We start from the raw sequence: 24,239 nt of genomic DNA on the forward strand, positions 1-24,239 counted from the left end.
GACCTGTCTTGCCCGGTCTCGCTGACCTACTGAATCAACCCACATCCAATGCACATGGAAAGTCGTCCCTCTTCTTCCGATGCCCTCCTGCCCGACGGCCAGGCTGCGCGCAGGTTCGTCGCCTGTGCTGTTGGACTGGTTGTCCTGCTGGCCGTTTCGAAAGCGCTCGCCGCCTACAGCGGCGTAAAGGCAGCTACCTACATACTGCCCATCCTGGCGGTCCTTGTTCTTGCACCCCGCATTGGTCTGGCCTGGGCCGCCCCTGCGGTCAAGGCATTGCTGGTCCTTTCCCTGTCCGCACTGCTTTTGAACATCGTGCCGGACTCGACATGGGACGGCAACATGTACCACAAGGTCGCCATTGTCGCGCTGCACGATGGCTGGAATCCGTGGCTTTTCCCTGAGTTTTCCGACTGGGCCGCTACGCGAAGCGAGATCTACTATTCGTCCAGCGTATGGGACGGCAATCCGAACGCCATGTGGGTCAGCCACTACCCGAACCTGTCCTGGCTGTTCAGTGCAGCCTTGATGGACTACGGATTTGGATGGGAGTCCGGCAAGGCATTGAACCTGCTTCTTGCGATCGCCCTGTTCGTATATGCGCGCACTGTCTTCAGGCAGTACCTGCCGAACCGCTGGCAGGTGGAAGTTCTCGCGCTGCTTGCGGTGGCATGCCAGCCAATCGTCGGTCAGCTGCCCACAAACTATGTGGATGGCTGCACGTATTCGGTCATTGCGCTCACAACGCTTTGCATCCTTGATCGCGATCGAAGTCCTGCCGTCAACGTGATCGTCTGGTGCAGCCTGATCATTCTTGCCGGCGTGAAGTTCACCGGTGCCCTGTACGCAGCGATGCTTGCGCTTCCATTCCTGGTGGTACGCCGACCGGGCCTGAAAGAGATTGCGACCTGGTCCCTGCTGGGAGCCATTGCACTGTCCCACCCCTACCTCAACCACATCGCCTCGGACCTGGATATCGGCTACCCGGTTACGGGTACGGATATCGTTCTGCGTGGACAGGCCGAGGCATCGGTGCTTGAGAAGCCGCGGATCCGGACACTTGCAGAATCACTGCTCGCCCACACGTCAAACGCCACTACGTTCCCGGGCATGAAGATTCCAGGCACCTTCGCCATGGACGAGATCAAACAATCGGGTGCACCGGATCCGCGATTCGCCGGATTCGGCCCCTTGTTCTCACTTGCCCTGATGATCGCCGCAGTGGCAATTGTTCTTGCACTGGTGCTGGAACGGCGCAATCGCCGCCAGTGTATCAATCACTGGTACCTGCTGGCCGCCGTAGCGTATCTGGTGGTCATGGCCATCGCGCATGCAGCGCCCTGGTGGGCTCGCTATGTCCCGTTCCTGTACCTCGCCCTGATACTTGTACTGCTCGTCTGTTCAGGATCTACGATCAGGGGAGTCCGCGTTGCATCTTCGCTTGCCAGCCTGGTGATGGTGGTTAACGCCGTCCTGGTCTTTGCCGGCGTGGCGCAGTACACCAGTGATTTCGCCCTTCGTCCCGCAATGCAGGCCAACCGGGCCATCAGTGCGCAATACCAGCAGGGCGAGCACGTCATTGTCGCGGCTCCGCAGTTCTTTGGTTTCTCCACCCTTTATCACACGCAGCACGTCCTCGGCATAAAGGATGTCGAGTATCAGGTCTCTGGAATGGACAACACGGCATGTGAAGGTCCGCAGCAGATCGGCGACTGGATCGGCTTCTCCAAGCTCTGCAGATAAACAGCGGTCTGGACGACCCGGCGCCAGGTACATGGAACCCTTGGCGCTGATCGAATCGAACACCTGCCGGGCGGGCGCCACCATACGCATTCGCATGGTCACCCCAAGCCAGCTAGAATCGGGGTCCCACCCCCGAACCGGTTGCTGTTCCAGGACCGGATGTTCTCCCTGTTTAGTGAAGGACCCCGTACCAGATGAAAATCCTCGTCGCGTACAAGCGCGTGGTGGACTACAACGTCCGCATTCAGGTCAAGCCGGACGGTTCCGGCGTGGTCACCGACGGCGTCAAGCTGTCCCCCAACCCCTTCGATGAAATCGCCCTGGAAGAAGCCCTGCGCCTGCGCGACAAGGGCATCGCCAGCGAAGTCGTGGTTGCCACCATTGCCCCCGCCGATGCCCAGGCGCACCTGCGCAACGGCCTGGCCATGGGCGCCAATCGCGCCATCCACGTCGTCACCGACCAGGCCATCCAGCCGCTGACCGCCGCACGCACCCTGCTCAAGCTGATCGAGAAGGAACAGCCGGACCTGGTGATCCTCGGCAAGCAGGCCATCGACGACGACGCCAACCAGACCGGCCAGATGCTGGCCACGCTGTGGGGCCGCCCGCAGGCGACCTTCGCCAGCAAGCTCGAGATCGCCGGCGGCAAGGCCACGGTGACCCGCGAAGTCGACGCCGGCCTGGAAACGCTGGAAGTGGACCTGCCGGCCGTGGTCACCACCGACCTGCGCCTGAACGAACCGCGCTTCATCAAGCTGCCGGACATCATGAAGGCCAAGGCCAAGCCGCTGGAAACGCTGCAGCTGGCCGACCTCGGCGTTGAAGCCGCCGATACCTTCAAGACCACCCACTACGCCGCGCCGTCCAAGCGCAGCAAGGGCGTGATGGTCAAGGACGCGGCCGAACTGGTTGCTGCACTCAAGCAGAAGGGGTTGCTGTAATGAGCAAGATTCTCGTCATCGCCGAGCACCACGACGGCAAGCTCAACGCCGCCACCGCCAAGACCATCAGCGCCGCTGTCGCCATCAGCGGTGCCAGCATCGATGTGGTGGTGCTGGCCGCCGATCCGGCTGCGGTCGCCGCCGAGGCCGCGAAGATCGCTGGCGTCGCCAAGGTCCTGACCGTGGCCAATGCCGCCAACGCGCAGGCCATCGCCCAGGTGCTCGCGCCGCAGATCGCGCAGCTGGCCAAGGGCTACACCCACGTGTTCGGACCGTCGACCACCTTCGGCAAGGACCTGATGCCGTGCGTTGCCGCGCTGCTAGGCGTCAACCAGGTCTCCGACCTGATGACCGTCGAAGGCAGCCACACCTTCAAGCGCCCGATCTACGCTGGCAACGCAATCATCACTGTAGAAGCCCCGGCTGACCAGATCGTGGTCGCCACCGTGCGCGCCGCGTCGTGGCCGGAAGCCGCCCAGGGCGGCAGTGCCGCCATTGAAGCGGCCAGCGTCGATGCTGCCCTGCCGACCCATACCCGCTTCATCGGCCTGGCCGCCGGTGCCAGCGACCGCCCGGACCTGCAGAGCGCCAAGCGCGTGGTCTCCGGTGGTCGTGGTGTCGGTTCGGAAGAGAACTTCAAGGTTATCTTCCAGCTGGCCGACAAGCTCGGTGCCGCCGTCGGCGCTTCGCGTGCCGCGGTTGATGCCGGCTATGTGCCCAGCGACCTGCAGGTTGGCCAGACCGGTAAGATCATCGCGCCGGAACTGTACGTGGCCGTGGGTATCAGCGGCGCGATCCAGCACCTGACCGGCATCAAGGATGCCGGCACCATCGTGGCCATCAACAAGGACGGCGATGCGCCGATCTTCGAGATTGCCGATATCGGTCTGGTGGGTGATCTGTTTGCAATCCTGCCGGAGCTGGAAGCGGCGCTCTGACGTGTACCTGCCGCTGGCTCCGGCCAGCGGCACAGTCCCTTTGAATTCAAGCAGGCAATCGTGAGTACTCCCTACAAGAAGGTAATGGTTGTCTTCGGCACCCGTCCGGAAGCCATCAAGATGGCCCCGGTGGTGGAAGCCCTGAAGGCCCGGCCTGAGATCGAGACGATCGTTGCGGTTACCGCGCAGCATCGACAGATGCTCGACCAGGTCATGGACCTGTTCGGTATCACGCCGGATGTCGACCTCAATGTGATGGAACCTGGCCAGACGCTGGCAGGCCTGTTCGCCAAGATCCTGACCGGCATGACCGCCGTCATCGCCGAGCACAAGCCGGACCTGGTGCTGGTGCATGGCGATACCAGCACCACGCTGGCCAGTGCGCTGGCCGCGTTCTACAACCGCGTGGCCGTCGGCCATGTGGAAGCAGGACTGCGCACCGGTGACATTTACGCGCCGTGGCCTGAAGAGGCCAACCGCCGCCTGACCGGGCCGCTGACCCGCCTGCACTTCGCGCCGACCACCCGCTCGCGCGACAACCTGCTGGCTGAAGGTACGTCTAGCGATGACATCCACGTCACCGGCAACACCGTGATTGATGCCCTGCTCAACGTCGCCGACAAGCTGAAGCACGACACCGCGCTGATTGAATCGATGCGGGCCCGTTTCCCGTTCCTTGATGCTTCCAAGCGGCTGGTACTGGTGACCGGCCATCGCCGTGAAAACTTCGGCAGCGGCTTCGAGAGCATCTGCGAAGCACTGAAGGCCCTGGCCGCGCGCGGCGATACGCAGATCGTCTATCCGGTCCACCTCAACCCCAACGTGCAGGGACCGGTCAACCGGATCCTCGCCGATGCCCCGGGCGTGGTCCTGATCGAGCCGCAGGATTACCTGCCGTTCGTCTACCTGATGACCCAGGCGACGTTGATCATCACCGACTCCGGTGGCGTGCAGGAAGAAGCCCCGTCACTGGGCAAGCCGGTGCTGGTAATGCGCGATACCACCGAGCGCCCTGAAGCGGTGGGCGCAGGCACCGTACTGCTGGTTGGCACCGATGCTGGCAGGATCGTGGCTGAGGCCACCCGCCTGCTCGACGACGAAGCCGCCTACCAGTCAATGGCACATGCCCATAATCCGTATGGTGATGGCAAGGCCGCTGCACGCATCGCTGCCTTGATCCAGGGCGAGGCGATGCCGGCCTGACCCGATGCGCGGGCAACGGCAAGCTAGGCTTGTCGTTGACCCGCCATCGCCGCATCACGACAGACCGCGGCCAGGCGCTCAGCCAGGCGATCCCAACGATACTCGGCGAAAGCATCCTGCCCCAGGCGCAGGCCTTCATCCAGCCGCCCTTGCTGCTTGCGCTGCAGTAGTTCGTGCAGAAGTGCGCTGATCGCAGCAACCTCATTGGCGGCCAGAAACCCGCAACGCTCCCTGCCGATGATGGCGGCCGCCGGATCGGCGGCATCCGGCTGCAGATGCAGTACCGGCCGGCCCGAACCCAGGTATTCCAGCAGCTTGCCCGGGATCTGGGTCATGCCTGCGTTGCCGATGTTGACCAGGACATCCGCACTGCGCTGCAGTTCGATGGCCTGGGAATGATCCAGGCTTCCGGCAAATCGCAGGACCTGCGGATGCTCCGCGCACGCTTTCGCCAGTTCTGGTGGCAGACCAGGGCCAGCGATGGTGAGCGTGCAGCCGGGCGATGCCAGCACCGCGCGGACCAGCGGCATGGGGTCGCGGAACGGATAGAAGCGCCCCGTGTAGACCAGCTGCAACCCGCCGGCCGACCTGACAACCTCGGGCAGCGGCGGTTCCACCCTGGCGAATCCCTGCGGAATCACGCTGAGCGGCGCGATCCCGGGACCATGCCGCTCCTGCATCAGGGCCGCGGTGGCCTCGGAAGTAACGACAATAGCGGCCGCCTCGTGGCAAACCCGCCTTTCAAGCTCGAGCGACGCCGCCCTCCAGCGTTCGGGGGTATAGGACGTCAGCACGGGATCACCAAGTTCGGCAACGAAAGGAATGCCGGACTCGCGCGAGAGCGCAGAAGCCAACAACAGCCCTGCCACAGGCTCATGTGATCCGATGATCACCTGCGGCGACCACTGGCTGATCAGTTGCCGGCCATGACGCAGGGCACCGCCGATCCAACGCGAGCGGCCATCCGGGAAAACCCGCGCATCCAGGAACGAGCGCAGCCATGCGATCGCGCGCCCCTTCCGGTTCAACGCCGCCGTCCCAGCCGTCGGCGCGGCCTGTGAAGCCACCTGTGGGGACGGGCGCGTTCCCGCAACCGCGTCCTGGCGCCGCAGACGGCGCAGATGGCCCAGTACGCGCGACGTCACATCAATCAGAGCCTCGACGCCCTGCGGCGAGGTCCGATGCACCTGCAGACCGGGTGGGTCCTCCATCCGTCGCATGCCGGCACCACATGCCCGGGTCAGGACATGGACATCATGCCCAAGACTGGCCAGTCCGCTGGCCAGCTGGGTCACCCGCAGTGATTGGGGTGACGGGTTGGGCTGGAAGTCGTGCGCGCAGATCAGGATGCGCATGGCCTGCATGCCACCGTTCGTCATGGTTTGACCGACGCTACCCATGCGATCGCAGTCCTGTTCCTGCTCCAACCCGTAACCTGCTCAGGACGCCCGCGTAACGACGTCCAGCATCGCATCGCCCGACTGCTGCAGCGTGCTGAAGGGAGGCGCTTCGATCATCGCCAATCCCGCTTCCATCAGCTCTGGGTAATTCCGCATGACATGCGACAACTCACCGTACAAGGCCGACACATCCTTCTCGGCCGGCGCGCGGCTGCGTTCCGCGACTTCCTTGTGGCTGAGCTTGTCGTGCGTGACCGCGATGGGGGCAACCCGGCAAGCCGGTGTTCCCGCAGACAGTTCGGCTGCGCAGCCGGTATTGGACAGTACCATCGGTAGGCCGAAGTGGGCTGCCTCCAGGTTCACCAACCCATAGCCTTCGAACAGGGAGGGGAGCACGAACAGATGTGCATGGGAATACTCACGGCTCAGTTCGCGGCGCTTGAGCGAGCCCAGCAGTTCCACCGAACCGGCAAGGTCCAGCCGGCGAATGGTCTCCTCGACCTTGGCAGCGTTCCCCGATTCAGCCAGCGCACCTGCGATGCGCAGCGTCGCCTGCGGCGCCTCCTGCCTGAGCCTGGCAAATGCCTCCAGCAGGCAAATCACGTTCTTCTGCGGATAGAGATTGCCCACGAACAGAATCCTGAACGCATCGCGCTTTCCGCGCGCCCTGCGCAGGTAGTCTGCCGGCGGACGATACAGGTCAACGACGTTCAGGCCGTGCGGCACCGTTGTCACCTTCGAACGCGCCAGCTTCTGGTACACGCACGCGTAGTCGGCCACTTCGCTCGAAACGGCAATGTACTCGTCGACGCGAGCACGCTCGCGCTCGAGCGCCGGATCCTGCAGCTGCCAGAAATAGATGTTGTGCAGCACCTCGACGACCTTGCAACCGGGTTCGATCGTGTGCAGGCCATCGTAGGCATGGCTGACCACCAGCGACTCGAAGCGCCCGCGCGTGACCGTCTCGCCCAGCAGCGCCGATTGCCCATCCAGGTACACCAGCTCGCCGGGGAACTGCTGCGCGATGCGGCTGTTGAGTGAAGGCGATCCCAGCACAATCAGGTAAGGCACGAAATTCTTGGTACGCAGGTGCCGTGCGAAATCACAGACCCATTGCTCAAGCCCACCGAAGGTATGGTCCTCGGCAACAAGCAATGCGCATCGGGTGCGCACCGCGCTTACCGCCAGCGACTGCAGCACGCTGCTGTCGGCATGCGCGTTGGCCTGGATCATGCCTGCATTCTTGAGCAGTCGGCCGGCAGCACTGCGGAAGTAACCCTCGCGCGGCGTAACCACCGGTCGTTCCAGCTTGCGGAATCGATGCTCCAGCACTTCCTGGCGCAGATTGCGGGCGATGCGCCACAGCGAATGCCGGTCACGGGTACGCTCGACTGCCAGCGTCGCGATTTCGTTGACCATTTCGTCGGCCAGCAGGGCGGCGTGCTTCAGGCCGGCCGAGGCCGACTGCAGCTTGCGCGACATGTCGGAAAGCTTGAACGAGCCGAAGGTGTTGAGTGCGTCTGCGAACTCCCACCAGGATTCCGCGGACGACACCGCACGCGACGAGGTGATCACTGCCAGCACCATCGCGGCACCTTCAGGTGCCTCCAGGCAGGTCGCCGCAACCATCTCGGCCTTGAACAGCTGCGAGTAGCCGGCCAGCAATTCGTCCGACTTGTGGCCGGACATGCCCGGGAAGGCAAAGAACACATGCAGGCGGTTTTCGGCCGCAGGCGTTGCGCCGTTGTCCTGCGAGGCCCCCGGCTCGGTACCGTCGATCAGCGCGATATCCAGGCGACCCGGCTCACGGGAAGGGGCCCAACCGATACGGCGTGCCGAATGCGCAGCCAGGCGGGTCAGGTCACTGCCGAGCAGATCCGTGCTGTAGCCCTCAACCGGGCCGCCCACTTTGTCGGACGCCCAGCCGAGCACGGCATCGAGCATTGTGGAAATGTCGACCAGATGCGCTGCCTGATTGTTGCCGATGATTGGATTCATACCGTTTCCACCAGATCCTTGACTGCCGTGATTCCCTTCCTAAAATCTGAATACATCGTCTCCAGGCATCCAAGGTTCCTGTCGATCATCCAGTCCTGCGTCTGCAGGTCGGGAATGTAGCCCTCCCGGAAATCGGCATGATCGACATAGGCGTAACCATAGGCGTCGAAATCGCCGATCAGGTGGAAATCAACCACAGGAAGCACGCCATGCGCGAAGTAGTCACACAGCTTTGTCGGCGACGCCACGCGATTCACCGTACAGGCTTCACGCAGGGCGAATCCAAAGTTCGAGTACCGATAGACCTGCTCCAGCTTTTCCTTACTGGCGTAGCCCTTGAAAACCTCCACCGGGATGCCGCGGCTGGAAAGCTTCGGGGCAAATGCTTCCACATCGTGGGAGTAGATCTCGTAATTGCAGAACGGTGCGGCGGCCATGATGTCGGCCATCTCGTCCACCCGCTGCCAGACCTGGGCACCACCGGCATAGACAGCGGTCGGCCGCCCGTTCTGCCGCCGCGCGATGCGCGACGCAGCCACGCGCTGCACCGACTGGCCAAGCGAGCCGAAGTCGAAGACCGGAACGTGGATGAAATCGACGTTTGCAGCGTCAGGGTACTTGGCCAGGAAGTGCTCCTTCATGGCCAGCGTCACAACCGAAGCATGCTTGAGCTTGGAGATGATCTGCCGTTCGACCTCTGCGAAGATCCGCGAACGCTCGGGCGAACCGAGCATCAGTTCTTCCTCCGGAACCACGCCGTGGATGTCCACGTACATCTTGGACGCGTCAAAGTGCGGAAGCATGTACTCGCACTGATGCATCGTGTGGATGTAGACGAAATCCGCCGCATCGAAGATGCGTGCCACGAAGTCGGAATGGGCCTTGGAATGGGGATTGACCCGATACGCCTTGATCAGCTCGTCCGCGTACACCACTTCCGGCTCCTGCGCAGCCGGGTACCATTCCTGGAAGTCAATGTAGGTGCGCGGATAGTCTTCGAACACGCCGTCAATGGTCTTGATACGGCTCATCCAGCCGTCCATGTAACGATCATTTGCGGGATACGGCGAGACTATGGTCAATTGGCGCTTCTTGGCCATCTACTGAAATTCCTTTGATTTACTTCTTATCGGCGTCAGAAAAGGCGACGGATTGAACGGAAGGGTGCGGTAAGGCGCCAGGAGTGGGAGGCGTAAACCTGCTCTAGGCGACGAGCAATCTCCTCGTTCTCCTTCTGCAGGTTCTGCAACGCCTTCTCTGCCTCGGTGTGCCGGCGCTCAGCCTCGGAATGCCGGCGTTCACCCGCCTCCGCGCGCAATGTGGCCTGATGCTCCGCGGTCTGTGCGTTGCTCAGCTGCGTCTCCACCTCCAGCACCCGATCGCGGAGTTCACTGCGCCCCTGCTCCAGGCCCGCGATGAGGTTCAGCTGGCGTGCCTGCTCGGCCGCGAGGCGCTCCACATCCGCCCGGATCGCGTCACCTTGCCGCAGCGCATCATCCAGCTTCGCGCCCAGTTCGTTGCGCTGCCGGATGGTGGCCTCCAGCTCTATCGCAACAGACGCAAGACGATCATGCACATGGCCATAGCACCCCAGCAGATCCAGCCCCTGCTCCACCAGCCCAGGCATGACACGCTGCGCCGCCGATTCGGATGCATAGATCGCCAGCAGCTGTTTGCCACTGTACTGCGGATCCGGCAGCAGCCCGACATCGATGACGCCCACGTGGACCAGGCGGAAGCCATTGGGAAGATCGCGCTGCAGGTTGTGCCAGTGGAAACTGTAGAAGTGTTCCTCGTGGCGCTCTTCAAGCGACTCCTGGAACGGAACCAGCATGACGAAATACTCGCGGGCATGAGCGGTCAGCTTGGCTGCCGCGTCCCACGGTTCGTGGAAATGCTCGAGCGTATTGGAGGAGAAGATCACGTCGTAGCCGAGGTCCACCCCTTCCGCCAGGAGATCGTCAGTGGCGAATGCGATCTGTGGATAGTTGCGGCGTGCCTGCTCGATGGCGGACGCAGAGAAATCCAGGCCGGCCACCTGATCAAGTCCCAACTCGGACTTGATCACCTGCGTGCCGTCACCCATCGCACAACCCCAGTCGCACAGACCCAGGCCGTTGTGCTTCACGTCATCCACGAACCAGGCCGGCAACAGGCGGCAGGCAACCATCCCGAAGAACTGGCTCTGCTTCTGACCTTCGTTCTGGATCCAGTCCTGCTGGAAACGCGATTCCCAGTAGTCCTGCCCGTTGATGTCGATGCTTGTCATAGCGGATTTCCCGTGATCTTCATGAAATCAAAGCACCTTCTTCTCGATGGGCACAATGAAGGTACCGTAGCGGAACTCCTTCATGAATATCTTCAAATACTGCGCACCTTCGATGTACTCGAAGTACTGGATGCTGTCGGAGGAACGGTCTTCCAGCGCTGCAACCAGCACGTAGTCACCTTCGCGCAGGTTGCAGTCAAGCGTGAATGCAACTTCCACGGTATCGCCCTGCGTATCGAGGCGCAGCCGCGGCGAATCCCATGTGGTACCCACCACCAAATCGCTGCCGGCCATGTCCTTTAGCGAGAACGCCATGCTGAGGCACTCCCGATTCGCCGATGGCGGAATCCTGGCCTTGATGCGGATGCACAGCTTCTCGCCGGTGAAGAACATGTTGCGACGCTGGCCATCGACCGCTTCGGTTTCCACCGCAAGGATGGAGCCGACATGGCTGCCCCAGTGGTTGACCGGCTTGCGCGCGCGCAGCTGTTCCTGCGCCTTGTCATCGGCGATTTCCTGGGTCGCGTTGGCCACCGCCTCTTCGCGCTCGTGTTCCAGGCGTGCCGAATCCTCCTCGAACAGGTTCTGCATGTACTGCGCGGTGACCGCGAACACCGAGCCGGACATGCGCGGGCGCCCCTTGTCCAGCCAGATGCTGCGATCACACAGCGAGCGCACCGCGCCAACATCGTGGGAGACGAACAGAATCGAAAGACCGGACTCGCGGAGCTTCTTGATGCGTGCCATGCACTTGGCATTGAACTTCGCATCACCCACGGCAAGTGCTTCGTCGATGATCAACAGTTCAGGGCTGGTATGGATGGCAACCGAGAAGCCCAGGCGGACGTACATGCCACTGGAGTACGTCTTGACCGGCTGGTCAAGGAACTCCCCGATGTCGGCGAATCCGACGATCTCGTCGAATCGCTGATCGATCTCACTCCGGGTCAAGCCCAGCACCTGCCCATTCAGCAACAGGTTCTCGCGCCCGGTGAACTCGGGATTGAAACCCGCGCCCAGCTCCAGCAGCGCGGCAACCCGCCCCTTGGTCCGCACCGAGCCCTCGGTGGGCTGCAGGGTGCCGCAGATGAGCTGGAGCAGGGTCGACTTGCCCGAACCATTACGGCCGATGATGCCGACGGTCTCGCCCTTGCCGACCTCGAAGGAAAGGCCACGCAGCGCCCAGAACTCGCGGTGATAAGCCACCTCATTCATGCCCAGCACGCGCCTGAGCGGCGGCATGAACATTTCCTTCAGGCGATCCGAGGGCTTGGCGTACATCGCGTAGGCCTTGCCCAGATCGTGCGCGGCAATGACCACTTCTTCCGGCGGGATGATGCGCTTGATCTCGTGCGCGGGATCGTGCTCGAAGACACTGTCAAAGGACATCGGCAAACCCCTTTCTGGTGGCCTGGAACAACGTGTACCCCAGATGCGCCACGACCAGCCCGACCAGGCTCATGATGCCCAGGATCAACAGGTCGGGGGCCTGCCCTTGCAGCGCGGCTGCCCGGCCCGCCTCGATCGGGAAGGTCATCGGATTGGCCAGCATCCACGACTTGAACTTCTCCGGGAAAGCGCTGCCCGGGAAGAAGATCGGCGACATGAACATCGTGCTGATGACCACGAAGCCGACGATATGGGTTACGTCACGCACATACACGCCAATGGCCGCCAGGAACCAGGACAGCCCCAGTACCAGCAGCACTACCGGAATCAGCAGGACGGGAAGCCAGACGATCTGCCAATGGATGTGTGCGCCGAGCACGAACGCCAGGCACGCCAGTACCACCACACCCACCATGAAGTTGAACAGCGCGGCCCCCATGTTGACGACCGGCAGCACTTCCAGCGGGAACACCACCCGCTTTACATAGTTCGCATTGCCAGTGATCGAGATCGGCGCCCGCGAAATGCACTCGGCAAACACGTTGAACATGATCATGCCCAGGAACAGCGGCACCGAGAAATTGCCCTCCGCACCGGGGATGTTCCAGCGTGCCTTGAAGATCGTCCCGAACACGAAGCTGTAGATGGTCAGCAACATCAGGTTATTGATGATGTACCACAGCAGGCCGCCATAGGCCCCGCGGTAACGCCCTTCAATTTCGCGCCTTACCAGCGAAAGGGTGAACGTCTTGTTCCGCCATAGCTGGGCCCACGGACCCAGCACAAGCGTATGCAGCAGCTTTCCAATACGCCCACTCATCAGCGGCACCCGATCTGCATAGTCAAGGAGATATCTTGCATCAACCCAGCGCCCGCTCCAGATCCACCTGCAGATCCCCCAGATCCTCAACACCCACGCTCAGCCGCACCAGCGCATCGCTGATGCCCAGCTGCTCACGGCGCGCAACCGGGATCGACGCGTGCGTCATCACCGCCGGGTGGTTGACCAGGCTTTCCACGCCGCCCAGCGACTCGGCCAGGGTGAACAGCTCGGTCTTCTCGCAGAAGCGCTTGGCCGCCTCGAACCCGCCCTTCAGCACGATCGAGACGATGCCGCCGTAACCAGCCATCTGCTTGCCGGCCAGCTCATGCTGCGGGTGCGAGGGCAGGCCCGGGTAGATCACCTTCTCCACCGCCGGGTGCTTTTCCAGCCACTGGGCCAGCGCCAGCGCGTTGGCGCAGTGCGCCTTCATGCGCAGCGGCAGGGTCTTCAGGCCACGCAGGGCCAGGAAGCTGTCGAACGGGCCCTGCACGCCACCCACCGAGTTCTGCAGGAAGGCCATCTGCTCGGCCAGTTCGGCGTTGTCGCCAACCACCACCATGCCACCGACCATGTCCGAGTGGCCGTTGAGGTACTTGGTGGCCGAATGCAGCACCAGGTCCGCGCCCAGTTCCAGCGGACGCTGCAGCATCGGCGAGGCGAAGGTGTTGTCGACCACCACGATCAGGCCATGGCGCTTGGCGATGGCGGCGACCGCGGCGATGTCCACGATCTTCAGCATCGGGTTGGTCGGGGTCTCGATCCACACCATCTTCGTCTTCGACGTGATGGACGCTTCAAACGCAGCCAGGTCGGTCAGGTCGACGAAGCTGAAATCCAGCCCGGCGGTGCGGCGGCGCACGCGCTCGAACAGGCGGAAGCTGCCACCGTAGATGTCATCCATCGCCACCACGTGGCTGCCAGCGTCCAGCAGCTCGATCACGGTCGAGCTGGCCGCCATGCCCGAGGCAAAGGCGAAGCCGCGGGTGCCACCTTCCAGCGACGCCACGCAGCGCTCGTAGGCGAAGCGGGTCGGGTTGTGGGTACGCGAGTACTCGAAGCCCTGGTGCTCGCCCGGGCTGGACTGCGCATAGGTCGAGGTGGCGTAGATCGGCGGCATCACCGCGCCGGTGCTGGGGTCGGGCGATTGGCCGCCGTGGATGGCCAGCGTGGCCAGGGCCAGGGCGCGATCCTGGGAAGTAGCGTTGGACATGTTCTTTCCTGAGGGGCGCCGACACGCGGCGCCATCGAAGGTGCGGAAGTCTACCAGCGCGGCCTTAACGACCTTTGACGCGGATAAACCGGGATTCAGCAGCGAACGTCTGCGATCAACGGCTTACTGCACGCGACGGCGCAGATAGTTCAGCAGGTCGATACGGGTGATCAGGCCCAGGAAAGCGTTGCCGTCCATCACGATCGCCACCTGGCCGCGGTCGAACACCGGCAGCAGCGCCTCGATCGGTGACTTCACGTCCAGCCGGTCCAGCTTGCTGACCATCGCCGTGGCGACGGTGTCGCGGAAGCGCGCTTCGTCACCATAGACGTGCAGCAGCACGTCGCTTTCGTCGACGATGCCGACCAGCTGGTCACCGTCCATCACCGGCAGCTGCGACACGTCGTACAGCTTCATGCGCTGGTAGGCGGTGGTGAGCAGGTCGTTCGGGCCGATCACCACGGTGTCGCGCTGGCCGTACGGGCGCAGGATCAGGTCGCGCAGGTCGCCGTGCTGCGGGCGCTGCAGGAAGCCGTTGTCCAGCATCCAGTAGTCGTTGTACATCTTCGACAGGTACTTGTTGCCGGTATCCGGCACCAGCACCAGCACCTTCTTCGGCGTGGTCTGCTCCTTGCAGTACTTCAGGCCGGCGGCCAGCAGCGTGCCGGTGGACGAACCGCCCAGGATGCCTTCCTTGCCCAGCAGTTCGCGCGCGGTGTGGAAGCTCTCGGCATCGCTGATGGCATAGGCCTTCTTCACGCGGCTGAAGTCGGAGATCGACGGCAGGAAGTCCTCGCCGATGCCCTCCACCAGCCAGCTGCCCGACTTGTCGTTCAGATTGCCGTCGTTGATGTACTCGGCCAGGATCGAGCCGACCGGATCGGCCAGCACCAGCTCGGTCTTCGGCGACAGCTTGGCGAAGGCGCGCGACAGGCCGGTCATGGTGCCGGAGCTGCCGCAGCCGAACACGATGGCGTCGAGGTCGCCGCCCATCTGCTCCAGGATTTCCGGGCCGGTGCCGAATTCATGCGCGGCCGGGTTGTCCGGGTTGCCGAACTGGTTGATGAAGTAGGCGCCCGGGGTCTGCTCGGCGATGGTCTTGGCCAGGTCCTGGTAGTACTCCGGATGGCCCTTGGCCACGTCCGAGCGGGTCAAGCGTACTTCGGCGCCCATCGCCTTCAGGTTGAAGATCTTCTCGCGGCTCATCTTGTCGGGAACGACCAGGATCAGCTTGTAGCCCTTCTGCTGCGCGACCAGGGCCAGGCCCAGGCCGGTGTTGCCGGCGGTACCTTCCACCAGGGTCGCACCCGGCTTCAGGTCGCCACGCTTCTCCGCCGCCTCGATCATCGACAGGCCGATGCGATCCTTGATCGATCCGCCCGGGTTGGCGCTTTCGAGCTTCAGGTAGAGCTCGCAGACGCCGGTGTCCAGGCGCTGGGCCTTGACGATCGGGGTCTGGCCGATGAGTTCGAGGACGGAAGAATGAATGGGCATTCGGAGGACTTTCGGTTCGCGCCGCAGAGGGCCGGACCGGTGATTATCCGTCGGATGGCGATGAATGTCAGGTCGGCGCGGCGACGGCCCACAAGCCCGCAGAAAGAGATGCGGACGGCCCCGGATCGACGAGGAGACCGGTACCGCCCGCATCGGTGAGTTGTGCCTGCAGGCCAAGGCACCACCGCCTGTGGTGCCTTGGCGCGGCCGCCTCATCGGCGGTGCCGCGATGCCGGGGCAGGAGCGCCCGGCGGGGCCATCGATTGCCGGGTCACGCCGTTCCGGGCGTGACGGGGTGCGTCAAAGCGTGGGGGACGTCGTTGGGAGCGGTGTTTCGTACATTCGCAGAAGTCGTTGCTTGGCCAGCAGCTTCTCGCGCTTCATGCGACCCAGGGTGACATCATCGATCGGGAGTACACCCAACTCCGCGTCCATGCACTTCTTGTTCAACTTGCGGTGCTGGTCATGGAGTGCCCTGAACTCCGGATCACGCGCGCGACGTGCGTCGATCTCGCTCTGGGGCTGATCTTCAAACATGATGGACCTCCTTCGACAGATACACGAACGCCCCGGCCGCGAGGCACGGGGCGTTGTTCATGGAGGAGTGCCGGTCGATGGCCACCTGGACGCCTGCAACGACCTGCGGCACTGGCCTGCGCACGTCGATCTGCTGCGGTTCGCGCCCTGCTTGCATCGGCCCGGCCCTCCCATCGTCCGGTCCGCGGCATTGCGTCCCGGACGATTGACCCTACGCCTGCTCAAGGCGGGGTACAAGACCCCTGCGTCAAAAAGACCGAACCCCGCCGGGGCGGGGTTCAGGCTGAATGCTCATCACAACGAAAAACAAACAATATCAAGCAATTACGGGGCGATGATGACTTCGGCTGAACGTGCCTGGGTGGAGGCCGCCTTCTTGCCGGCAAGCTGGATCCGGTTGCTCGCGACACCCGCCGCAACCAGGGCATCGCGCAGGGCCTCGGCACGCTTCTGGCCTACGCCGTTGGCACTGTCGTAAGCCTCGATGCGCAGGCGGCCCTTCTTGCCGATGTTCAGGTATTCGGCCAACGCCTTGGCCTGGTTGCGGGCGCCGCCGGACAGGCTGGAGGCGCCGGCGGCAAACGCATCGCCACGGAAGGTGAAGACCTCGCCGCGGCCATCGAACTTCGAGCCCGGCAGCTTCTGACCGGACACCAGCTCGGCTTCCTCGCGGGCGAGCTTGGCGGCGTTCTGCTGGGCGGCGCTGAGGCGCTGCTGCTGCTTGCCGGCGACGCTGGTCAGGGCGTTCTCGGCGTCCTGGCGGGCCAGGGTCTCGGCCTCGGCGGCCTGGCGCAGGCGTTCAGCCTCCTCGGCCTGCATCTGTGCCTGCATGCGCAGCTGCTCGGCCTCCTGGCGGGCGCGGGCGGCGTCGCGGCGGCTGGCCTCGATCAGCAGGTCGCTGCGGGTCCGCTCCAGGCGGTCGACCTCGCGGGCGGCCAGCGCGGTACGCACGGCCGTCTCGGCGATCTCCACCCGGCGCTCGGCCAGGTAGGTGGCCAGCTCCTGGTCGCGGCGCTTGGCCTTGTCCAGGGTGGCGATGGCCTGCTGGGCCTGCATGCGCTCGAAGGCGCCCAGCTCAGCGGTATCCGGGTTGGCCTGGATGGCCATCAGGCGCTGGCTCAGCTGCGCCACCATCGGGTTGTCGGCGGCCACGGCCAGGGTCGGCAGCGCCAGCAGCGCGGCCAGGGTTGCGGCAGTCATCGGCTTCACCGGCGATCCTCCCCGGTCGACAGCTGGCGTTGCAGCTGGTTGACCTCGTTGCGGCGCAGCTGCAGCTGGGCGGTCACGGTGGCTTCCTCGCTGCGCACGCGGGCCAGGTCGGCATCGGCGGCGGCACGCAGGGCCATGGCCGGGGCATTCTTGCGCTCGCGGCGGTCGCCGGCGGCGCGCTGGGCCTGCTCCAGCCCCTGCCGGGCCAGCCCGATCAGGTCCGGGGCGTACTGGTCGGCATCGGCCTGGGTGGCCTTGTCGACCGCCTGCCGGGCCTGGGCCAGTTCCATCGCGCCATCCTGCGCCCAGGCGGGGGCAGACAGTGCGAATGCAAACGCCATCACATACAGGCTGTGGCGCATTCGTGCGAAGCTAAGTCGTTTCATTGGGGAGGCCGTACCGGTTGTCGGTTCACGGCCATTGTCGTCAAGCCGACACCGTGCTGGCAACGGGCGTCGGCCGTTTCGTTGGGGAAAATTCGCAATGGATATCGGCTACTTCCTGAAGCTGATGACCGAAAAGAACGCTTCGGACATGTTTCTGACCACCGGGGCACCGGTCTACATCAAGATCGAGGGGAAGCTCTATCCGCTGGGCAACACCGGCCTGCCGCCGGGCATGGTCAAGAAGATCGCCTACTCGCTGATGGACGAAGGCCAGGTGCCGCAGTTCGAGCGCGAGCTGGAACTCAACATGGCCATCGCCCTGCCCGATGCCGGTCGCTTCCGCGTCAATGTGTTCAAGCAGCGCGGCGAAGTGGGCATGGTCATCCGTGCCATCCGCAGCCGGATTCCGAGCATCGAGGAGCTGAACCTGCCGCAGGTGCTGAAGGACGTCATCATGACCCCGCGCGGGCTGGTACTGGTGGTGGGGTCCACCGGTTCCGGCAAGTCCACCTCGCTGGCGTCGATGATCGACCACCGCAACAGCACCACCACCGGTCACATCCTCACCATCGAAGACCCGATCGAGTACCTGCACAAGCACAAGATGTCGATCGTCAACCAGCGCGAGGTCGGGCTGGATACCCATGCCTTCCACAACGCGCTGAAGAACGCCATGCGTGAGGCGCCGGACGTGATCCTGATCGGCGAGATCCTGGACGCAGAGACGATGGAAGCGGCGATCGCCTTCGCCGAAACCGGCCACCTGTGCCTGGCCACCCTGCACTCCAACAACGCCGACCAGACCATCGAGCGCATCCTCAACTTCTTCCCGGAAAGCGCGCATAAGAACGTGCTGATGAACCTGGCGCTGAACCTGCGTGCGGTGATCAGCCAGCGCCTGGTGAAGAACAAGGAAGGCCGTCGCCTGCCGGCCACCGAAGTGCTGCTCAACACGCCGATGATCCGCGACCTGCTGCGTCGCGGCCAGGTGCACGAAATCAAGGCGGCGATGGAAGCATCGCTGGAAGAGGGCATGGAGAGTTTCGACCAGTGCCTGTTCCGGCTGGCCAAGGCCGGCACCATCGAGCAGGAGGAAGCGCTGCGCGCGGCCGACTCGCGCGATGGCCTGGCGCTGAAGTTCCGCCTGTCCGAAGGCAGCAGCGGCGAGCATGACCCGTACGCGGATTTCTCGGCCGGCGCACCCAGCATCACCCACGGCTTCTGACCGCACGAAAAAGGGGACGGAGGGGATCAAGTCGTATATGCACTTACGACTCAATCCCCTCCGTCCCCTTTTCCTGAAGAATTCAGGGGCCGTCTCATCCAATGAGACCCCTCATCCGTAGGTTTCCTCAATGGAAACCATCCGCAAGCTGGCCATTCTGGCCGATGCCGCCAAATACGACGCCTCCTGCGCCTCCAGCGGCTCGGGCAAGCGCGATTCGCGCGCCAGCGGCGGTATCGGCAGCACCGAGGGCATGGGCATCTGCCACAGCTATACGCCCGATGGCCGCTGCGTATCGCTGCTGAAGATCCTGCTGACCAACTTCTGCGTCTACGACTGCGCCTATTGCGTCAATCGCGTGTCCAGCAATGTGCCACGCGCGCGCTTCAGCGTCGACGAGGTGGTCACGCTTACCCTGGACTTCTACAAGCGCAACTACATCGAGGGCCTGTTCCTCTCCAGCGGCATCATCCGCAATGCGGACTACACCATGGAGCAGATGGTGGAGGTGGCCCGGCAACTGCGCGAAGAACACAGCTACGCCGGCTACATCCACCTCAAGACCATTCCCGAGGCCTCGCCGGAACTGCTGGCCAGCGCCGGGCGTTACGCCGACCGCCTGTCGATCAACGTCGAACTGCCGACCGAAGCCGGGCTGAGCGCCTTGGCGCCGGAGAAGACGGTGCATTCGATACGCGGCGCGATGGGCGAACTGCGTTGGCGCATCGAGGAAGCCAAGGAGGCGCGCAAGGCCCCCGCAGCAGTGGCGCCGACGGCCAGCCGCAACGCACGCCCGCGCCCTCCCCGTTTCGCCCCGGCCGGGCAGAGCACGCAGATGATCGTCGGCGCGGATGGGGCCAACGACCAGCAGATCCTGGCCAGCGCCGACAGCCTGTACGGCAGTTACCGGATGCGCCGGGTCTACTACTCCGCGTTCAGCCCGATTCCCGATGCCAGCCGGCAGCTGCCGCTGCAGCCCCCACCCCTGCAACGCGAGCACCGGCTGTACCAGGCCGACTGGCTGTTGCGCTTCTATGGCTACGGCGTGGACGAGATCACCGACACCACCCAGGGCGGAATGCTCGATCTGGATATCGATCCGAAGATGGCCTGGGCGATCCGCCATCCCGAACGCTTCCCGGTCGATCTGAATCGTGCACCGAAGGAAATGCTGCTGCGGGTGCCCGGCCTGGGCGTGCGCAATGCAGAGCGCGTGCTGATGGCGCGCCGGCACGGGCGCCTGCGCGTGGCGGACATCGCCCGCCTGAAGGCGCCGATGAGCAATCTGCTACCGTTTGTGCTGTTGGCCGACCATCACCCGCGCAAGGCACTGGATGACCCGGCCGCACTGCGAGCACAACTGGCCCCGCCGCCGCGCCAGGGATCACTGTTCGATGCACCGCCGGCAGCCTGACGCGCCGCGCTGGTCGCAGCGGGTGGATCCGCCGTGGTCGCTGCAGGCCTGGCGCGACGGCGCGCGTGATGCGCTGCTGCGGGGCGTGCGGCCCGAGCAATTGGACTGGCTCGAAGGCGGCGAGGCTTCGCTGCTGGATGCGCCGCCGGTGCAGCAGGCACCGGTGGCGGCACAGGCAAGCGTTCCCGGCGTCCCGCGCGAATTCCTGGAACTGGCCGACACCTGCCTGTGCCATGGCGAACCGCAGCGCCTGTCACTGCTGTACCGGCTGCTGTGGCGGATCACCCATGGCGAACGCACGGTGCTGACCAATCCCGCCGATGCCGATGTGCTGCGTGCGATGACATTGGCCCAGGCCGTCCGCCGTGACACGCACAAGATGAAGGCATTCGTGCGCTTCCGCGAGGTGCCTGGCCAACCTGATGCGTTCATCGCCTGGTTCGAGCCACAGCACCACATCGTCGACCGGGTCGCGCCGTTCTTCGCACGCCGCTTCACCGGCATGCGCTGGGCCATCCTCACTCCTTCGCGCAGCGTCGCCTGGGATGGACAGGCGCTGGCCTTCGGCCCCGGCGCACGCCGCGAGGACGCCCCGGCCGAAGATGCGCGCGAGGCCCTGTGGCAGACCTATTACGCCAGCATCTTCAATCCGGCCCGGCTCAACACCCGGATGATGATGCAGGAGATGCCGGCCAGATACTGGCGCCACCTGCCCGAGGCGCAGCTGCTGCCGCGCCTGGTGCGCGATGCGGGCGATCGCGTGCAGGAAATGCATGACCGGCCCGCGCAGGCACCCCAGCGCAGGATTCCCATGCGTGGGGACGCTGCGGCAGCGCGCCCAGATACCGCCACCCTGCAGACGCTGCGACAACAGGCCAGCGCCTGCCGCCAGTGCCCGCTGTGGGAGACCGCCACGCAGACGGTGTTCGGCCAGGGGCCGGCCGATGCGCGGGTGATGGTGATCGGCGAGCAGCCTGGCGATACCGAGGATCTGCGCGGCCAGCCGTTCGCCGGCCCTGCCGGCCAGTTGCTGGACCGCGCATTGGCCGAGCTGGGAATCGATCGCGCCACGCTGTACCTGACCAACGCGGTGAAGCACTTCCACCATGAGCGGCGCGGCAAGGTAAGGCTGCACAAGCGGCCGGAAAGCCGCCACATCCAGGCCTGCCGGCCGTGGCTGATGGGCGAGATCGCGCGCGTGCGGCCGCAGCTCATCGTCTGCCTGGGCGCAACCGCGGCAGCCTCGGTATTTGGCCGTGATTTCAATCTGTCGCGCGACCGTGGACGCTGGCACACGCTGGAGGAAGGCACCCGCGGCTACGCCACCGTGCACCCGGCGTGGGTGCTGCGGCAAGGCGATGGCGCGCGCCGCGAACGGGCCTATGCACTGTTCCGCGATGATCTCGCGCAACTGCTGCAAAAAGGGGACGGAGGGGATTAAGTCGTGAATGCACTTGCGACTTGCCCCCCCGTCCCTCTACTTTCAGGCTGCGTCGGGCTGGTTTTCCGGGCGCGCGCGGTCGAAGGCGTCCAGCGCCTGGCAGGCGGCCTCGATGCGGCGAAGGGTCGGGTACGGCGCAAGGTCCAGGCCGAAACGATGGGCGTTGTACAGCTGCGGCAGCAGGCAGAGGTCGGCCAGCCCGGGGCGGTCACCGTGGCAGAAGGTGCCGGTGTCACGGCTGTTGGCCAACAGCGCTTCCATCGCCGCAAAGCCCTCGGCAATCCAGTGCAGCGTCCACTGCGTGCGTGCATCGGCCGGCAGCTGCAGACTGCGCTCCAGGTACTGCATCACCCGCAGGTTGTTGATCGGGTGGATGTCGCAGGCCACCAGCTGGGCCAGTGCCCGCACCCGCGCACGGCCGGCGGCATCGGCCGGCAGCAGCGGCACCTGCGGGAAGCGCTCGTCCAGGTACTCGACGATCGCCAGCGACTGCGTCAGCGCATGCCCTTCGTGCAGCAGCGTCGGCACCAGCTGCTGCGGATTGAGCCTGCGATAGGCGTCCAGGTGTTGTTCGCCGCCGTCGCGCACCAGATGCACCGGCCGCGCCTCCCAGGCCAAGCCCTTCAGCTCCAGACCGATGCGCACGCGGTAGGCGGCGCTGGATCGCCAGTAGGTGTACAGCACGATGCCGTCGTCGACCGGAATCTCCATGGCCGCCTCCATGCTCAGGGCTTGGCGGCCTGTTCGATGCGCTGCTCGATCGCACCGAAGATGCTGTTACCGGCGGCATCGAGCATCTCGATGCGGACCACGTCGCCGAACGACATGAAGGGCGTGCTCGGCTTGCCGTCGCGCAGGGTTTCGACCACGCGCTGCTCGGCGAAGCACGAGGCACCCTTGCTGGTGTCTTCATTGGCGATGGTGCCCGAGCCGACGATGGTCCCGGCGCCCAACGGACGGGTCTTGGCCGCATGCGCGACCAACTGGGCGAAATTGAACTGCATGTCCACGCCCGCTTCCGGTGCACCGAACCACTTGCCGTTGATGTGGGTCAGCAGCGGCAGGTGCACCTTGCTGTCCTGCCACGCAGCGCCCAGTTCGTCGGGGGTGACGAACACCGGCGACAGCGCCGAGCGCGGCTTGGACTGCAGGAAGCCGAAGCCCTTGGCCAGCTCGCCCGGAATCAGGTTGCGTAGCGACACATCGTTGACCAGGCCGACCAGCTGGATGTGGCCCGCAGCCTGTTCCGGGGTGGCCGCCATCGGCACGTCGTCGGTGATCACCACGATCTCCGCTTCCAGGTCGATACCGTACTCCTCGCTGACCACCTTGACCGCATCGCGCGGGCCGTAGAAGCCGGCACTGGTGGCCTGGTACATCAGCGGATCGGTGTAGAAGCTCTCCGGCACCTCGGCGCCACGGGCGCGGCGCACGCGCTCGACGTGCGGCAGGTAGGCACTGCCGTCGACGAATTCATAGGCGCGCGGCATCGGCGCGGCCAGGGCCTGCGGGTCGAGGTCGAACACGCCGTCGGCGTCGCCGGCATTGAGCGATTCGTACAGGGCGTTCAGGCGCGGCGCGATGTGGCTCCAATCTTCCAGAGCCTGCTGCAGGGTGGCGGCAATGCCGGTGGCGCGCACGCCGTGGCGCAGGTCACGCGAGACGACGATCAGGATGCCGTCGCGGCCGCCTTCCTTCAAAGAACCAAGCTTCATGGGTGGGTGTCCGGAGTCGTGGGCAAACAAGTTTCAAGTGTAATCAAATCTGCGGCGACGCCAAGCTGCAGCGCGGCATCGGCCCACCCTACCGTAGTGGGGGGTTCGGCAGGGCTTGCAGCCCTGCACATGCTCAATGCAACAGCAACGGCAACGTCAAAAGCGGCTCTGGCTTTCTGCTGGTTGGGCGGGGCGGTGTGGGTGGGCAGGACACGCCGTAAACCCATCCCTGGGGGCTCGATGGCGCCATCCATGGCGCCAACGGTCCTGCCCACCCACACCTCCCCACCCCCGACAGGTTCCCGATGACGGATCGAACATCCACGTCATTCATCGTCGAAATCCATCAGATATCGAGATAAATCGAATGAGATCTGACAGATCGCAGGAAACTGTCGAAGGCGGGGTGGGTCCGGTGGCAGGGGCGTGAGCCGCATGGGCCCGAGGCATGCCTCGGGCGGGTTGGGCAGGACGCCCAACCCCGGTCTTGCCGTGTGCGCAGGACTGCGCACACGAGCAAGCGGCGACCGAGCTTACATGGACGTACTTGCAGCGCCCCCTGCCACCGGACCCACCCCGCCTCCCACAGGAACCCGGCCTTTGACGTTGCTTCAGCCTCTGCGGGTGCAGGGCGCAGCCCTGCAGAGAGAACCCCTACCTGAACAGGTCTTTTTGCGTGAAGTCTCAAACATCGTTTAGACTTGCACGGTCTGCAGCGGCCGTCCGTTTCCCTCCGGGATCGCCGGCGACCAGGGTCCGCCCTCTTCGCCCGCCCCCACTCCGACGCCGTTCGTCACGCATTCCAGCCTGCGCTTCGTGCCGGCTGCACCCAATTCTCGCAGCGCGGTTCACGGGAACGCTCCGAGTCAGCCGATCAGTTTGATCTGCCCCCGTCTGTCCGTTC

The 24,239-nt window shown here is 64.4% G+C and carries 20 protein-coding genes; 7 read left to right on the forward strand and 13 right to left on the reverse strand.

Translation table 11 applies throughout. From position 1 onward, the window contains the following. The first annotated feature begins 54 nt into the window (after nt 1-54). The 4 genes from AC5P5R_RS05420 to wecB all read left to right on the forward strand — a co-directional run bounded on the left by AC5P5R_RS05420 (nt 55) and on the right by wecB (nt 4,825). Nucleotides 55-1,743 carry a hypothetical protein gene (locus tag AC5P5R_RS05420; protein WP_138927654.1) on the forward strand — a complete coding sequence of 563 codons (1,689 nt, stop codon included), beginning with the start codon at nt 55-57 and terminating at the stop codon, nt 1,741-1,743. Nucleotides 1,744-1,937: 194 nt separating this feature from the next. Next, complete coding sequence (locus AC5P5R_RS05425; RefSeq protein WP_100438845.1) at nt 1,938-2,684, forward strand: electron transfer flavoprotein subunit beta/FixA family protein; 747 nt, start codon at nt 1,938-1,940, stop codon at nt 2,682-2,684. Next, nucleotides 2,684-3,622, forward strand: a complete 939-nt coding sequence (locus AC5P5R_RS05430) for an electron transfer flavoprotein subunit alpha/FixB family protein (protein WP_100438844.1) — start codon at nt 2,684-2,686, stop codon at nt 3,620-3,622. The genes AC5P5R_RS05425 and AC5P5R_RS05430 overlap by 1 nt, the downstream gene beginning before the upstream one ends. A 60-nt stretch (nt 3,623-3,682) precedes the next feature. Then, nucleotides 3,683-4,825, forward strand: coding sequence for a non-hydrolyzing UDP-N-acetylglucosamine 2-epimerase (gene wecB / locus AC5P5R_RS05435; RefSeq protein WP_315973819.1), 1,143 nt, complete (start codon nt 3,683-3,685; stop codon nt 4,823-4,825). Between the two features lie 23 nt (nt 4,826-4,848). On the opposite strand, the gene AC5P5R_RS05440 is transcribed toward wecB, so the two are convergent. The 11 genes from AC5P5R_RS05440 to AC5P5R_RS05490 all read right to left on the reverse strand — a co-directional run bounded on the left by AC5P5R_RS05440 (nt 4,849) and on the right by AC5P5R_RS05490 (nt 17,516). Then, entirely contained in the window at nt 4,849-6,180 is a 1,332-nt protein-coding gene (locus tag AC5P5R_RS05440) for a glycosyltransferase (protein WP_162292029.1), read from the reverse strand. A gap of 84 nt (nt 6,181-6,264) precedes the next feature. Beyond that, nucleotides 6,265-8,223, reverse strand: coding sequence for a glycosyltransferase family 4 protein (locus AC5P5R_RS05445; RefSeq protein ID WP_100438841.1), 1,959 nt, complete (start codon nt 8,221-8,223; stop codon nt 6,265-6,267). Then, the gene (locus tag AC5P5R_RS05450) at nt 8,220-9,323 is read right to left on the reverse strand and encodes a glycosyltransferase family protein (protein ID WP_138927653.1); all 1,104 of its coding nucleotides are present in this window, start codon (nt 9,321-9,323) and stop codon (nt 8,220-8,222) included. The genes AC5P5R_RS05445 and AC5P5R_RS05450 overlap by 4 nt, the downstream gene beginning before the upstream one ends. 35 nt (nt 9,324-9,358) lie before the next feature. Further along, a complete protein-coding gene (locus tag AC5P5R_RS05455; RefSeq protein WP_100438839.1) occupies nt 9,359-10,492 on the reverse strand; it encodes a class I SAM-dependent methyltransferase in 1,134 nt (377 codons plus the stop codon). 27 nt (nt 10,493-10,519) lie between these two features. Beyond that, nucleotides 10,520-11,881 carry an ABC transporter ATP-binding protein gene (locus AC5P5R_RS05460; RefSeq protein ID WP_157803282.1) on the reverse strand — a complete coding sequence of 454 codons (1,362 nt, stop codon included), beginning with the start codon at nt 11,879-11,881 and terminating at the stop codon, nt 10,520-10,522. Then, complete coding sequence (locus tag AC5P5R_RS05465; RefSeq protein WP_100438838.1) at nt 11,871-12,701, reverse strand: ABC transporter permease; 831 nt, start codon at nt 12,699-12,701, stop codon at nt 11,871-11,873. Before AC5P5R_RS05465 ends, AC5P5R_RS05460 begins: the two co-directional genes overlap by 11 nt. A gap of 40 nt (nt 12,702-12,741) precedes the next feature. Continuing rightward, nucleotides 12,742-13,914, reverse strand: a complete 1,173-nt coding sequence (locus AC5P5R_RS05470; protein WP_100438837.1) for a cystathionine gamma-synthase — start codon at nt 13,912-13,914, stop codon at nt 12,742-12,744. Nucleotides 13,915-14,037: 123 nt separating this feature from the next. After that, a complete protein-coding gene (locus tag AC5P5R_RS05475) occupies nt 14,038-15,408 on the reverse strand; it encodes a pyridoxal-phosphate dependent enzyme (RefSeq protein WP_049397548.1) in 1,371 nt (456 codons plus the stop codon). A gap of 300 nt (nt 15,409-15,708) precedes the next feature. Next, nucleotides 15,709-15,945: an HP1242/YdcH family protein gene (locus AC5P5R_RS05480; RefSeq protein ID WP_005407964.1), complete on the reverse strand. Its 237-nt coding sequence runs from the start codon at nt 15,943-15,945 to the stop codon at nt 15,709-15,711. Nucleotides 15,946-16,269: 324 nt separating this feature from the next. Beyond that, on the reverse strand, nt 16,270-17,154 hold the full coding sequence (locus AC5P5R_RS05485; protein WP_005407962.1) for an OmpA family protein: 885 nt from the start codon (nt 17,152-17,154) through the stop codon (nt 16,270-16,272). Further along, nucleotides 17,151-17,516 (reverse strand): DUF4398 domain-containing protein, encoded by a 366-nt coding sequence (locus AC5P5R_RS05490; protein ID WP_005407961.1) that lies wholly within the window; start codon nt 17,514-17,516, stop codon nt 17,151-17,153. The genes AC5P5R_RS05485 and AC5P5R_RS05490 overlap by 4 nt, the downstream gene beginning before the upstream one ends. Before the next feature lie 121 nt (nt 17,517-17,637). On the opposite strand from AC5P5R_RS05490, the gene AC5P5R_RS05495 reads away from it, so the two are divergent. The 3 genes from AC5P5R_RS05495 (at nt 17,638) to AC5P5R_RS05505 (ending at nt 21,620) form a co-directional block, all read left to right on the forward strand. Continuing rightward, a complete protein-coding gene (locus tag AC5P5R_RS05495) occupies nt 17,638-18,765 on the forward strand; it encodes a PilT/PilU family type 4a pilus ATPase (protein WP_004141526.1) in 1,128 nt (375 codons plus the stop codon). A gap of 130 nt (nt 18,766-18,895) precedes the next feature. Continuing rightward, nucleotides 18,896-20,179, forward strand: coding sequence for a putative DNA modification/repair radical SAM protein (locus AC5P5R_RS05500; RefSeq protein WP_164281683.1), 1,284 nt, complete (start codon nt 18,896-18,898; stop codon nt 20,177-20,179). Further along, the gene (locus AC5P5R_RS05505) at nt 20,160-21,620 is read left to right on the forward strand and encodes a UdgX family uracil-DNA binding protein (RefSeq protein WP_100438835.1); all 1,461 of its coding nucleotides are present in this window, start codon (nt 20,160-20,162) and stop codon (nt 21,618-21,620) included. Before AC5P5R_RS05500 ends, AC5P5R_RS05505 begins: the two co-directional genes overlap by 20 nt. Nucleotides 21,621-21,662: 42 nt before the next feature. Here the strand turns inward: AC5P5R_RS05505 and maiA are convergent, their stop codons facing one another. Continuing rightward, a complete protein-coding gene (maiA, locus tag AC5P5R_RS05510) occupies nt 21,663-22,331 on the reverse strand; it encodes a maleylacetoacetate isomerase (protein ID WP_005412156.1) in 669 nt (222 codons plus the stop codon). Nucleotides 22,332-22,345: 14 nt separating this feature from the next. Next, a complete protein-coding gene (locus tag AC5P5R_RS05515) occupies nt 22,346-23,335 on the reverse strand; it encodes a fumarylacetoacetate hydrolase family protein (protein ID WP_062608102.1) in 990 nt (329 codons plus the stop codon). Nucleotides 23,336-24,239: the final 904 nt, after the last annotated feature.

It is taken from the genome of Stenotrophomonas sp. YJH_SMC_19, assembly GCF_059367915.1.